The organism is Micromonospora fulviviridis, from assembly GCF_014648395.1.
GTDB lineage: Bacteria > Actinomycetota > Actinomycetes > Mycobacteriales > Micromonosporaceae > Micromonospora > Micromonospora fulviviridis.
In genome coordinates this window covers 76,405-88,073 of sequence record NZ_BMRA01000004.1, presented here as the reverse complement: position 1 = coordinate 88,073, position 11,669 = coordinate 76,405, and the positions used below count along the sequence as shown (strand labels likewise).

The window sequence follows — 11,669 nt, the reverse complement described above, 5'->3', positions numbered from 1 at the left end:
CTGGCAGTCGCCGGGTCAGTTGCCGAGACCCCGCCGCTCCAGCGCGAATGTCAGGCCGGCGACAGTGGCCCAGAGCGCGGCCGGGGCCAGCGCCAGGTACTGCAGCGGCACCGCCTGCGTGACCACCACGAGCAGCGTCATCACCAGGCTGAACACCGCCAGCCACCGGCTCACCGACCGGCGGCGCAGCCCCGCCACGGCCACCGCGCCGGCGCTCAGCCCGGCGCCGGCCCACACCCAGGGGAAGGTGCTGTAGAGGGCGGCGAGCGCCGCGACGGTGTCGGCGTCGGTCTCGGCCACGTGCAGCAGGTCCCAGTACAACTCGGTGGACACCCCGCCGCCGACGAGCAGCAGCGCCGCGGTGAGCAGCAGACCGGCCGCGGCCACGTCGGGCAGCAGGCCGCCGGCCGGCTCGCGGGCGGCCAGCCGCCGCCGCAACCCGGCCGCGAAGACCGCCAGGCAGCCGGCGGCCAGCACGGCCAGGACCTGGAAGACCCAGAGGTACGCCTCGCGGCCGTCCATCGCGGCCACATAGCGGGCGTTGTCCGCGAGGAGCGACCGGTCCACGTCGGTCAGCGCCGGGCTGAACTGGAAGAGGGCGATGCCGGTGAGGCCGGCGACGGCTCCGGCGACCGCCCAGCCGCGGCGGGGGCGGTCGGTGGCGGCCGGCACGGCGGTGCCGTCGAGCAGGGCGCTGGTCATGGTTCCTCCTTCGGGTACGCGGGCGCGGCGGCGCGCCGCTCGGTGCAGCGTCACCGTCCCGGCGTCCCGGGCGCATGGGGCGTGGTGTCCCGACCACCCGGGCGGTTCCGGCGGCGTACCCGGGCCGCGCCGGTGTCCCGACCGGTCGGTGCCGGTGTCCCTGGCGGCCGGGACGGTGGGCCGCCCACCGTGGATCCGCCACACCGATGCCGAGGGAGGCCACCGATGGCGCACGACCTGCTGACCGCCGTACGCGAGCTGACGCCCGAACTGACCGCGCGGGCCGCCGAGATCGAGCAGGCCCGGGAGCTGCCCGCCGACCTGCTCGACCGGCTCCGCGCCGCCGGCTGCTTCCGGATGTTCGTGCCGCGCGACCACGGCGGGTACGAGGTGGACCTGCGCACCGGCATGGCGGTGCTGGAGACCCTGGCCCGGGCCGACGGCTCGACCGGCTGGACCGTGATGATCGGCGCGGAGACCCCGCACCTGCTGGCCCTGCTGTCCCGGGACCGGTTCGACAAGATCTACGCCGCCGGGCCGGACGTCGTGGTGGCCGGCGCCTTCGCCCCGCAGGGCCGGGCCGAGTTGGCCGACGGCGGCTTCCAGGTCAGCGGGCGCTGGGCGTTCGCCAGCGGCTGCCGGCACGCCGACTGGATCTTCGGCAACTGCCTGGTCACCGCCGACGGCCAGCCGCTGCCCGGCGCGGACGGGGCGCCGCCGGAGACCCGCTCGATGCTCTTCCCGGCCGACCGGGTGACCGTGCTGGACACCTGGCACGTGCTGGGCCTGCGCGGCACCGGCAGCCACGACGTGGTGGTCGACTCGGCCTTCTGCCCGGCGGAGGCGACCTTCGACCTGTTCACCGGCACGCCGTGCGTTCCCGGTCCGGGGTTCGTGGCGCCGCTGGCGCAGTTCGTGCTGCACCTGGGCGCCGTGGCGGTCGGCATCGCGCAGGGCGCGCTGGACGACATGACCGCGCTGCTCGCCGGCGACCGGCAGCGGCTCTACGCCCGGCAGCCGCTCGCCGACTCCCCCGCCTTCCGGATCCACCTGGGCCGGGCCGACCTGAACGTGCGCGCCGCCCGGACGCTCCTCGCCGACCTCGCCGACGACCTCTGGGCGGCCTGCGCGCACGACCCGGAGCGGATCCCCGCGCTGCAACCGACCATCTCCGCGGCGCTGCCCTGGGTGACCGAGCAGGCGATCGCCGCGGTGGCCACCTGCTACCGGGCGGCCGGCGGCGGCGCGGCCCGGGACTCCTCCCCGCTGCAACGCCGGTTCCGGGACATCCACACGTTCGCCCAGCACGCGGCGGCCGCCGAGGGCTGGCTGGGCAACAACGGGGCGCGGCTGCTGGGCCGGCCGGTGGCGCTGGCGTACTGACCTTGTCGCGGGGACCGGTGGGGCCCGGTCCCCGGCCGGCGCGAGGGGCGCCGGCCCGCGGCGGGCCGGCCGTCGAGGGGGGTTCGGCGGCCGGCCGCCGCGTGTCAGCCGAGCTTCGGCACGACCTCGCGGGCGAAGAGCCGCATCGGCGCCAGGTCGGTCGGCTCGTGGAAGTAGAGGATGAAGTACTCCATGCCGGCCTCGATCAGCCGGCCGAAGACCTCGACCAGCTCGGCGGGTGTGCCGACCGCGCTGCCCGCCGCCACCTCCGCCCGGTCCCGCCCACGCAGCCGGGCGGTCACCTCGCCGTCGCTGGTGCCGGTGACGACCGAGAACGAGGCGGTCCGGAGGATCGCGTCGTAGTCGCGGCCGAGGTCGGCGCAGTGCCCGGCCAGCACGTCCAGCTTGTGCCGGTAGAACGCCGGGTCGGTGTGGTCGGTCAGGTTGCAGGCGTCCGCGTACCGGGCCACCGTCCGCAACGTGCGCTTCTCGCCGCTGCCGCCGATCATCAGGGGTACGGGCGACCGCCCCGCCCCGGTCGGCACGTTCTGCGCCCCGCGTACCGAATGGTGCCGGCCCTCGACCGTGGCGACCGGCTCGCGCAGCATCGCGGTGACCACCGCCGCCGCCTCGTCCAGCCGGGTCAGCCGCTCCCCGGTCGACGGGTACGGCTGCGGAAAGCCGTACGCGTCGTACTCGCGCTGGTCCCAGCCGGCGCCCAGGCCGAGGAAGGCCCGGCCGGCGCTGGCCACGTCGAGGGTGGCCGCCATCTTCGCCAGCAGAGCCGGGTTGCGGAAGCTGTTGCAGGTGACGATCTGGCCGAGCCGGACCCGCCGGGTCTCCCGGGCGATCGCGGCCAGGCTGGTCCAGCACTCGAAGGTGGTCTCCGGCACGCCCGAGACGGCCTGCACGTGGTCGTACAGCCACACGGAGTCACTGCCCAGCTCGTCGGCCTCCCGGGCCACCGCGACCATGGCCTCGAACTGCTCCACCGGGTCGGCCAGGTGGGTCAGGTCCGACCGCCAGCCCTGGGGCAGCACCACGCCCCACCGGATCCCACTCATCCCGTTCCCCCCGTCGTCGTCGCGGACCTGCGCGGCTTCGCCACCGGCGTGGCCTCGCGCCGGAGTGCGCCGCCCGGAGCCGCGGACGCGGTCGGGCGGGCGGTCAGGCCGCGGCCGCGACCGGCGCCGAGGAGCGGCGCGGCCGTCCGGCCGACGAAGGTGAACGTCTCCCGGGCGGCCTCGGCCGCGTCGGCCAGCTCCGCCGGGGACCAGTCGCGGGCGGTCAGTGCCACGCGGAAGTCCCGCCAGTCGCGCCCCGGCGCGCGGCCGGTGCGCCGGAAGAACCCGGTCGCCTCGCCCTCGGCGAGGCCGAGCCGCCGTTCCACCACCGGGGCGATGACACTGCCGCCCAGCGCGCTGCCGAGCAGCACGTACCGGCCGCCGACCGCCCGGGCCGGGGTGTCGAACCGCACACCGGCGTCCGGCCGACCGGTGCCCGCCGGCGGCGCCGTGTCGAGGGCGGCCAGGTCGGCGCGGAGCAGCTCGGTCGCCGCGCCGAGCCGGGGGTCGAGCCGCAGCCCGGACCAGTCCGCGGCGGCGAGGTCGCGTTCCAGCGGGGCCCACGCGGCGAGCAGCGCGGCGAGCACGGCCGCCAGGTCGGCCCGGGTCCGGATCCGGCCGGGCAGTTCGAGGTCGCGTTCCAGCGCCAGATGGTGGTCGCGGGTGCCGGTCCGCAACGCGGCCAGCAGCGGCGACACGGCCTCCGGTCGTGTGCGGCGGGCCTGCTCGGGCATCCGGCAAGTATGCCCGCCGGACATCCTGCCCCTCACCGGGCCGGGGCGCCCTCGCGGTGACGCAGCCAGGCGGCGCCGCCGCTGACCACCGTCGCGCCGATGGCGGTGCCGATGGCGACCATCGCCGCCCCCACCGCCCAGAGCCCGCTGTCGTCGGTCGACGCGGCCCGCGCCGCCCAGACCGCGGTGAAGGTCACGGTCATCACCGGTGCCACCAGCCACGGGCTCCAGAACCAGCCCCCCACGGCCGCGATCACGATCAGGGTGAGCACGGCGGCGGCCACCTGCCAGACCGCGTACGGGCCGCTGGTCGCGCCGGTCTCCGGGTCGACCGTGTAGCCCGACTCCCAGCCCAGCCAGGCCCACCAGGCACCGACCGTCGCCGCCGCCAGAAGCAGGCCGCCGAGCGCGGTACGCGTCGTCGTCGTCACGGCCCGATCCTGCCGGCTCACGACGCCACGCGGATGAGCATCCGTACTCGGGTCGGGAGACCCACCCGCGCGGTTGGGCCGCGTTGCCGGTCGCTACGGCGGCAGGATCCGCACCTCGGGCCAGCGTCTGCCCGGATCGTGGCGGGCGAGGCGGGCGCGGGACAGCTCGACAGTCACTCGGCGAGGGTTGCGCCGCCATACCCCGTCGAGCAGGTCGTCCAGCCCGAGCGGGGCACAGACATGCAGCATTCCGGCAGAGTCGAGACGTACCGCCGCACAGGTGGCGGTCTCGGGCCAGGTGGCCACCGCCTCGGCCACCGAGCGCAGCGCTTCGACCGGACCGGTGCCGAACACGTTCTCGTACCAGGTGTGCACGGCGGCCTGGTTGGTCGCCTCCCACGGGATCGCCGGATCGTGGCGCCGCAGCAGTTCGGTCGCCGCGACGTCAGCGCTCGGGGTGAGATCGTCGGGGTCGAAGAACGCGACGTCGACGTCCCGCACGTCCCGTGGGTCGAAGCCGCTGCCGTACCGCCGGCCCCAGACCAGATCCCGAAGGACGCCCGCCCCCACCCATGCGCCCGGCAGACCTGCCTCCCGCACCACCACCAGCACGTCGAGAAGCCACGGACAGGTCGCGATCACCGCGGCCAGCTCGGCTGTCCGGGAACCGCGTGGCTCAGTGGTCAGTGACATGGTCTTCCCGCCATGGCCGCACAGATCATGGATACGGTACGGCCCGCCGCAGCAGGGTGGGTGGAGGCGGCGTTCCGCTACCCGCCGAGCCCGCTCACTCCAGGGTCCAGCCGATGTCGGGTGGCCGGACCCGGGCACAGACCGGCCCACCCTGGGCGTCCGTCAACCGGAGCCGGCCGACCAGCACACCGGCCCCCTCGTGGCTGGCGCGCAGCAGCTTCCCCGGGATGTCGCCGAACAGGAGCTTCGCCCGACGGAACATCTCGAAACGGTCGTCCGTCAGGGAACCCCAGCTGAGATAGAGGAACCGCGCCCCCAGGCGCCCGTGCACCCACGGACCACCGACGTCGAGCAGCCCGTCCACCTCGCGGCTGGTGACCTCGAACTGCCAGGCAGCTTCGCGCGCGTCGGCTGGCACCCGGTCGACCACCTCGGCCTTGCGCTGCATTCCCACGTGCACGTTACGGAGCCGCAGCAGGTCCGCCTCGGCACCGGTACGCCGCCCCGGCAGGTCGCTGCCCTCGATCCGGATCAGCATTCCCCGACTCTAGGCCTCCCGGTCAGCGACAGCGGCCCGCACGGCGGCATCTGCGGCCATCCCGGATGTGGTCCACTTCCCGGGTGACTCCGCACCTGTCGACGCCTCTTCCGCCCGACGTCGAGACCCGGCTGGCCGACGAGCGGAACGTGTGGCTGTGCACCGTGCGCCGCGACGGATCCCCCCACGTGACGCCGGTCTGGTTCGTCTACGCCGACGGCATCTGGTGGATCGGCTGCGACGGCCGCAGCGTGAAGGTTCGAAATCTGGCGGCCGACCCGCGGGTGTCCCTGGCCCTGGAGGACGGGGCCGCCCCCGTGGTGGCCGAGGGCGTCGCCCACCTGCACCGCGGCAACTTCCCCACCGCGGTCGTCGAGGCGTTCGCGAACAAGTACGAAGGATGGGACGTCACGAAGCCGGTCGCTCAGGAGGGTGACCGGGTGTTGCTGGAGGTTCCCGTCCGACGGTGGCTGCTCGCGGGCACGGCTCAGTGATCCGTCCCCCCGCGGGGACTCATCGGTTTGTCAGATCGCCGTCCCGGGTGGGGACTTCAGGAACGACGCCGCCTCGGCGAGGTAGCCGCCGCGCCCCGACCGCAGCGCGGTGGCGGCCATCCGGATCAGGTCGATGTTGACGCCGGCCGCGCCACTCGGGTCGTGCACCTTCAGCCGTACGTCCAGGCTCACCGCCGTTTCACCCCAACCCTGCGCCTCGATGTTGAGGTGGGCGATCTTCTGGGACTGCAGATGGGGTAGGTAGCCGAGGGGCGCCATCTGCACCTTGTCGGATCCGACGGCGTTCAATTTGGACTGTGCCTTGGTGTTGGCGTTCTCGACCAGGTTGCGGAAGTCCTCCGTACCCCCGAGATTCACCTGGTAGGAACTGACCAGGGTGAGCCCGCGCTCCTCGATCAACCGCAGCAGTGCGTGGTGCACCACGGAGGTGCCGAACTGGCTGGCCAGGTCGTCGCCGAGCAGCGGCACGCCGGCGGCCTCGAACCGCTTGAGCCACAACGGTTCCCTGGCGACCGCGTCCGACGTGGTGTTGACGAACGCCACCCCCGCCCGCAGGGCCGCCTCGGCGTACGCGTGAGCGGTTTCCAGCCTGCCGCTCGGCGCGGAATAGAGCAGCACTTCGGCGCCCTCCAGCGCGTGTGCCACCCGGTCGATTTCCGTCGAGTCCACGAGACCGGGCTGCACCGTCACGCCCGCGGGCGGCAACTCCACGTCGAGCCGGGGGAAGTTGTTGGGCGGGACGAAGATCGCCTCGTGCAGGTCCTTGCCCACCTTGCCGCCGGAGAGGGCGAAGGCCGCGACGACGTCGATGTCGCCGACCCCCAGCCCCGCTATCTCCGGCTGGTGGATGCCCACCAGGCTGCCGGTGCTGCGGTAGAAGGCGATCCCCTGCACCAGCGCCGAGGTGTTGTTGCCGACCCCGACGACCGCGACCCTCACGCTGTTGATCACGGCACGAAGGGTACCCGTGCACGCCGGAGGCCCGGGGTTCGAATTCCGACCCACCTGCACGAAGAACTGTCGCGCGCTACGAGCGCCGCGAGGCCGACGGGCAGCCCGGCCCGTGGTGGGAGATCAGCGAGGGCCGGCCGTGCCGACCGGCGTCGGGTCGGCTCGGAAGGTCGGCGCCGCATTGTCTGCCTGGCGGTGCGCCGCCGCCCGCTGCGACCCGGCGGCAAGCGCCACGGCGCTGAACACCCACACCATGACGTTGCCGTTGATGTCCGCGCTCGACAGCGCGTTCACCGTCGCGTACACCACGAGGGCGCCCATGCCGGCCGCCGTGGGGTCGCCGCGCCGCACCCACACTGCCCGGGCCACCGCGACGGCCAGCAGCAGCAGTCCCGCCAGCGCCACCAACCCGCCTTCCACCGCCACCTCGAGCGGCAGGTTGTGCGGGTAGACGATGTCCTCCCGACCTGGCGCGTACGCCAGCAGGTAGCCCGGCACCACCGACCCGAAATCACCCCAGCCCAGCCCGATCGGGTGCGCCGCGAACGTGTCGAGAGCCAGGTTCGACAACGCCACCCGGGCCTCCGACGACGGATCGAGGGGGCCACCGGACAGCACCTCGAACCGGGCTGCGGACTGCTGGGGCACCAGCGACGACGCGACAGCGACAGCGGCGGCGGCGACCGCCGCGACCCCGGGCACGATGGTCACCCACCGGCCCCCTCGGCTGCGCAGCACGACCAGCACCGCGGCGGCGGCAGCGGCGGAGACGACCGGGCCTCGCGAACCGGTCAACGTCAGGGGCACCACCAGGGCGACCGCGCCGGCGGCGGCGGCCACCCGAAGTCGTAGCCGCCGTTGCGCCACGGCCAGGCAGAGCAGGGCCACGGCCCCGAAGCCGATGACGCGAGCGGTGGAGATCGTGACGTTGCCGCGTAGCACCACCGCCTGCTGGATCTCGTAGGCGGGCTCGGGCACGGCCACCGCGAGCACGGCAACCAGGACGCCGAGGAATGCCAGCACCCACAGTGCGGCAGCCCTGCGGGCGGGCCGGTCGACCACCGTCAGCGCGCCGACGACCAGCAGCGGCGTGACGGTGAGCATGGTCGTGACCTTCGCCGTCGAGTAGGCGTCGAAGGAGCTGAGCAGCAGTGCGGGTGTGAACGACAGCAGCAGCACCACGAACGGCCCCGATCCGGCGAGAGACCGGAACCCTCGCGCCGACCACCCCGCCAGGGTGACGACAGCCGCAGCGGCGAGCGTCGCGTACAGCAGCAGGTGCGGGTGGGTGGCCGCCGTGCCGGCCACCGGCGCGAGCGCGTCGGCGACGAGCCGGGAACCGTCGAGGAGGACCGCCGCCGGCAGCGCGACGATCGGCGCGACCGCGGCCACGTCCCGTGCGGTGACCGTCGTGGCGGGCACTGGTGTGGCGTTCACCGGTACGCCGCCGTCGGTGTCGCCACCACCGGTTCCGTAGGCGACACGTCGGGTAGCCCGGCCAGCGCGGCCCGGGTCAGCGCGACATGCGCGGCGTACGCGACGGCCATCACCGCCGAGAACCACAGCAGGCAGGCCCGGTAGCCGATCACGCCTGCCGCGGCAGCCGCGAACACCCCCGCGGTCGCCGTCAACCGGGCCAGATCCCACGCGAGCTGCGTCCCGTTCCGTCCGGCGGCGTTGAGGCTCTGACTGACCGGGGCCACGGCGAACTGGCCGAGGAGGAACGGCGAGAGGAGCAACAACGCCAGTCCCACCCCGTGCCACTGCTCACCGAGGACGACGGGTATCAGCCACCACCCGGCGGCGACCACCGCGGCGACGGACACGCAGCCCGCGACGGTCAGGCCGCGAAGGGCCCGCATGAAGGTGGGCAACGCCATCGCCGCGTCGGTGCGTACCCGGTGGGTGATCTCCCCGAGCAGCAGCGGCATCAGCGCCTGCCCGAGCAGCGCCGACGGGAGCGCCCCGATCCGCAGGGCCAACGCCACATCGGCGGCGGCGACGTCACCGAGCGCGACGCCGGACGCCGCGACGGGCAGGTTGACGGCCACGGCGGACACGATGCCGGCCGGCGCCCCGGCGAGCATGAACGCGCGGTGCCGGTAGAGGACGTCCCGCATCGGCGGGACGGTGATCCCGGTGGTGGGGGTGGCGGTGAGCAGGAGCAGGGTGCCCGCGCCGTAGCCCACGGCCGCGGCGGCGAGGAGGCCCGCCGGGGTCGGCATCACCACGCTGGCCGCCACCTGCCCGGCGACCTGCACGCCGGCGGTGAGGAGCTTGCTACCGGACACCCGCATGTAGCGGCGTTCCCGTACCCGCGCATAGGTGTAGGTGCCGGCGGCGGCGATGGCGTAGGTGACGGCCGCCAGCGCCGCCGACTCGGCGAGCGCACGGCCGTCGACCTGCCCCCACACGGCGTGGCAGGTCAGCGCGATGATCCCGGTCGCGGCGGCGGCGATGAGGTTGGAGCGCATCGCCGCTCGGATGAGCTGCGACGCGTCCGCCTCGGAGGCGGTGGTGGCGGCCACCTCGAGCCGTAGCGGGCTGGCTCCCCCGACCATCGCGGCGACCGCGAACAACGTCGCGAACCGACCGAAGTCGGCGGGGGCGAACAGCGCCGTGACGACGAGGACCCCGCCGAGGTTGACGGTCTGCGCGCCGACGAGGACCGCGATGTTCGCGGCCCGGCGGCTCCTCACCGCGGCCGCCAGCCGCCCAGTGGTCGTCATCCTCGCCCCGCCCTCCCACCGGCCACCCCAGGCCCTACCTGGGGGAACGACCCGGCGGGGGTCACGGTGACGAGGAGCGGTGGAGTGGGCGGGACTCGAACCCGCGACCGAGGGATTACGAGATCAAACTGCCCATCCGGCCAAGCTGGTCACATGCCGATCCCAGCAGCGGAAACACCTCTGGCACGCGGATGGCACGGCGCGACCTGTGCATTGCGATTCGTATGGCCAGCCCAACAAGAAACCAGGGCACATGGGGTCTAGGAGCTTATCGACTTGGTTGGCGCCTGTTCTTTGTCTGCCGAAGGGGATGGGGCATGGCATTGGCGGGCGGTGGGGCTCCCCGGGTCGAGGAGGTCCTCATACACTCCGACCTTGAACCTGATCAGGTCCAGGCACTCGGTGAGCCTGCCGATCTGGGCGGTGACGTGCGCCTGGTGCTCGCGCAGGAGCATGAGTCGTTCTTCCGCGTTACCGGCTCCTTCTCTGACGAGGTCGGCGTATCGCCGGAGCGCGTGTAGGGGCATGCCGGAGGCGCGGAGAATGATGCAGACGGTGAGCCACTCCACGTCGTCCTGGCTGTAGACGCGACGCCCGCCAGGTCCGCGTCGCACGGGGTTGACGAAGAGGCCCTCGTGCTCATAGAAGCGCAGCGCGTGAACGCTCAAGCCGGTACGTTCGGCGACCTGTCCGATGCTCAGACCCGTTGTGACCTCAGCCATGCCGGTCAGGGTAACGGGTTGACCTACAGCCGACTCTAGATCCTAGGCTCCCCCGCGTGATCGACGCTTCGGTCGCTCTGTGTAATCACGGCTGAACCAGTGAGGAAGCATCACCATGCGCTATCGCCCCCTCGGCGGAACCGGGATGGAAGTCAGTGTCTACTGCCTCGGGACCATGATGTTCCAGGCTGTCGGCAACCCTGACCACGACGATTGCGTCCGTATCATCCACACGGCCCTCGACCAGGGCATCAACTTCGTCGACACGGCTGACATGTACGGACAGGGTGAGTCCGAGGAAATCGTGGGAAAGGCGCTGCAAGGGCGTCGCGACGACGTCGTACTCGCCACCAAGGTGCATTTCAAGATGGGCGAGGGTCGCAACCGCAGTGGCAACTCACGGCGCTGGATCCTCAAGGCGGTCGACGACAGCCTCAGGCGCCTGAACACCGACTGGATCGACCTCTACCAGGTCCACCGCCCCGACCCCTCGACCGACATCGAGGAGACGCTCTCGGTTCTCAGCGACCTCGTGCACCAAGGGAAGATCCGCGCCTTCGGATGCTCGACGTTCCCGGCCGAGGAGATCGTCGAGGCGCAGCACGTCTCCGAGCGGCGTAGCCTCGGACGCTTCCGCACCGAGCAGCCGCCCTATTCGATCCTGGCCCGCGGAATCGAGGCCTCACTCCTGCCCGTCTGCCAGCGCTACGGAATGGGCGTACTGGTCTGGAGCCCACTGGCCTTCGGCTTCCTCACCGGCAAATACCGCAAGAACCAGCCCATCGACCTGGCAACCGGCCGTCCCACAATCCGGCCGGAGCTGTTCGATCCCACGAACGCGGAAAACGCTGCCAAGCTCGACGCCGTCGAACAACTCGTTGAACTCGCGGAAAGCATCGGCTGCACCCTTCCCCAGCTCGCCGTAGCGTTCACCGTGGCCCACCCCGCCGTCACCTCGGCGATCATCGGACCGCGAACCATGCAACAGCTGGAGGACCTCCTCAAGGGGGCCGCGCTCACCCTGGACGATGCGACACTCGACCGGATCGACGAGATCGTGCCGCCCGGCGCCAACCTGTTCAACCCCCACGCCGCCTCGCCCCCGCGCACACTGACCGACCCGGCCCTGCGTCGCCGCCCCCTCGCCGAACGCGCCGCCAACTGATCCGGGTGGTAGGTAGATCTCCTCGTCGGGCGGTTGTTCGCC

Annotated in this window: 13 protein-coding genes; 3 read left to right on the top strand and 10 right to left on the bottom strand. The window is 72.9% G+C overall.

Annotated features, from left to right (window positions below; all coding sequences use genetic code 11):
- Positions 1-15: 15 nt before the first annotated feature.
- A complete protein-coding gene (locus tag IEY96_RS11790; protein WP_189194869.1) occupies positions 16-702 on the bottom strand; it encodes a hypothetical protein in 687 nt (228 codons plus the stop codon).
- A 225-nt stretch (positions 703-927) separates the two neighbouring features.
- Between IEY96_RS11790 and IEY96_RS11785 the strand changes: the two genes are divergently transcribed.
- The gene (locus tag IEY96_RS11785) at positions 928-2,085 is read left to right on the top strand and encodes an acyl-CoA dehydrogenase family protein (protein ID WP_189194868.1); all 1,158 of its coding nucleotides are present in this window, start codon (positions 928-930) and stop codon (positions 2,083-2,085) included.
- Between the two features lie 104 nt (positions 2,086-2,189).
- Here IEY96_RS11785 and IEY96_RS11780 read toward each other — a convergent pair whose 3' ends face one another.
- From IEY96_RS11780 to IEY96_RS11760, 5 genes are all read right to left on the bottom strand, one after another.
- Positions 2,190-3,149: a TIGR03560 family F420-dependent LLM class oxidoreductase gene (locus IEY96_RS11780; RefSeq protein WP_229791546.1), complete on the bottom strand. Its 960-nt coding sequence runs from the start codon at positions 3,147-3,149 to the stop codon at positions 2,190-2,192.
- Entirely contained in the window at positions 3,146-3,883 is a 738-nt protein-coding gene (locus IEY96_RS11775) for a biliverdin-producing heme oxygenase (protein WP_189194867.1), read from the bottom strand. Before IEY96_RS11775 ends, IEY96_RS11780 begins: the two co-directional genes overlap by 4 nt.
- A gap of 32 nt (positions 3,884-3,915) precedes the next feature.
- Entirely contained in the window at positions 3,916-4,314 is a 399-nt protein-coding gene (locus IEY96_RS11770; RefSeq protein WP_189194866.1) for a hypothetical protein, read from the bottom strand.
- Positions 4,315-4,407: 93 nt separating this feature from the next.
- On the bottom strand, positions 4,408-5,007 hold the full coding sequence (locus IEY96_RS11765; protein WP_189194865.1) for a nucleotidyltransferase family protein: 600 nt from the start codon (positions 5,005-5,007) through the stop codon (positions 4,408-4,410).
- Between the two features lie 94 nt (positions 5,008-5,101).
- Positions 5,102-5,545, bottom strand: a complete 444-nt coding sequence (locus tag IEY96_RS11760; protein ID WP_189194864.1) for a DUF5990 family protein — start codon at positions 5,543-5,545, stop codon at positions 5,102-5,104.
- Between the two features lie 83 nt (positions 5,546-5,628).
- Here IEY96_RS11760 and IEY96_RS11755 point away from each other — a divergent pair, with 83 nt between their 5' ends.
- The gene (locus IEY96_RS11755; protein WP_229791545.1) at positions 5,629-6,039 is read left to right on the top strand and encodes a TIGR03618 family F420-dependent PPOX class oxidoreductase; all 411 of its coding nucleotides are present in this window, start codon (positions 5,629-5,631) and stop codon (positions 6,037-6,039) included.
- Between the two features lie 30 nt (positions 6,040-6,069).
- Here the strand turns inward: IEY96_RS11755 and IEY96_RS11750 are convergent, their stop codons facing one another.
- From IEY96_RS11750 to IEY96_RS11735, 4 genes are all read right to left on the bottom strand, one after another.
- Positions 6,070-7,011 carry an inositol-3-phosphate synthase gene (locus IEY96_RS11750; RefSeq protein WP_189194862.1) on the bottom strand — a complete coding sequence of 314 codons (942 nt, stop codon included), beginning with the start codon at positions 7,009-7,011 and terminating at the stop codon, positions 6,070-6,072.
- 123 nt (positions 7,012-7,134) lie between these two features.
- Entirely contained in the window at positions 7,135-8,448 is a 1,314-nt protein-coding gene (locus tag IEY96_RS11745) for an O-antigen ligase family protein (protein ID WP_189194861.1), read from the bottom strand.
- Entirely contained in the window at positions 8,445-9,740 is a 1,296-nt protein-coding gene (locus tag IEY96_RS11740) for a hypothetical protein (protein WP_189194860.1), read from the bottom strand. The genes IEY96_RS11745 and IEY96_RS11740 overlap by 4 nt, the downstream gene beginning before the upstream one ends.
- 260 nt (positions 9,741-10,000) lie before the next feature.
- Positions 10,001-10,462, bottom strand: coding sequence for a MerR family transcriptional regulator (locus IEY96_RS11735; protein ID WP_189194859.1), 462 nt, complete (start codon positions 10,460-10,462; stop codon positions 10,001-10,003).
- 115 nt (positions 10,463-10,577) lie between these two features.
- Here IEY96_RS11735 and IEY96_RS11730 point away from each other — a divergent pair, with 115 nt between their 5' ends.
- Positions 10,578-11,627 (top strand): aldo/keto reductase, encoded by a 1,050-nt coding sequence (locus IEY96_RS11730; protein WP_189194858.1) that lies wholly within the window; start codon positions 10,578-10,580, stop codon positions 11,625-11,627.
- Positions 11,628-11,669: the final 42 nt, after the last annotated feature.

What these genes read in the sequence shown, in the direction of transcription:
- IEY96_RS11790 (WP_189194869.1), bottom strand. Translation starts at nt 702, where the DNA reads ATGACCAGCGCCCTGCTCGACGGCACCGCCGTGCCGGCCGCCACCGAC.
- IEY96_RS11785 (WP_189194868.1), top strand. Translation starts at nt 928, where the DNA reads ATGGCGCACGACCTGCTGACCGCCGTACGCGAGCTGACGCCCGAACTG.
- IEY96_RS11780 (WP_229791546.1), bottom strand. Translation starts at nt 3,149, where the DNA reads ATGAGTGGGATCCGGTGGGGCGTGGTGCTGCCCCAGGGCTGGCGGTCG.
- IEY96_RS11775 (WP_189194867.1), bottom strand. Translation starts at nt 3,883, where the DNA reads ATGCCCGAGCAGGCCCGCCGCACACGACCGGAGGCCGTGTCGCCGCTG.
- IEY96_RS11765 (WP_189194865.1), bottom strand. Translation starts at nt 5,007, where the DNA reads ATGTCACTGACCACTGAGCCACGCGGTTCCCGGACAGCCGAGCTGGCC.
- IEY96_RS11760 (WP_189194864.1), bottom strand. Translation starts at nt 5,545, where the DNA reads ATGCTGATCCGGATCGAGGGCAGCGACCTGCCGGGGCGGCGTACCGGT.
- IEY96_RS11740 (WP_189194860.1), bottom strand. Translation starts at nt 9,740, where the DNA reads ATGACGACCACTGGGCGGCTGGCGGCCGCGGTGAGGAGCCGCCGGGCC.
- IEY96_RS11735 (WP_189194859.1), bottom strand. Translation starts at nt 10,462, where the DNA reads ATGGCTGAGGTCACAACGGGTCTGAGCATCGGACAGGTCGCCGAACGT.
- IEY96_RS11730 (WP_189194858.1), top strand. Translation starts at nt 10,578, where the DNA reads ATGCGCTATCGCCCCCTCGGCGGAACCGGGATGGAAGTCAGTGTCTAC.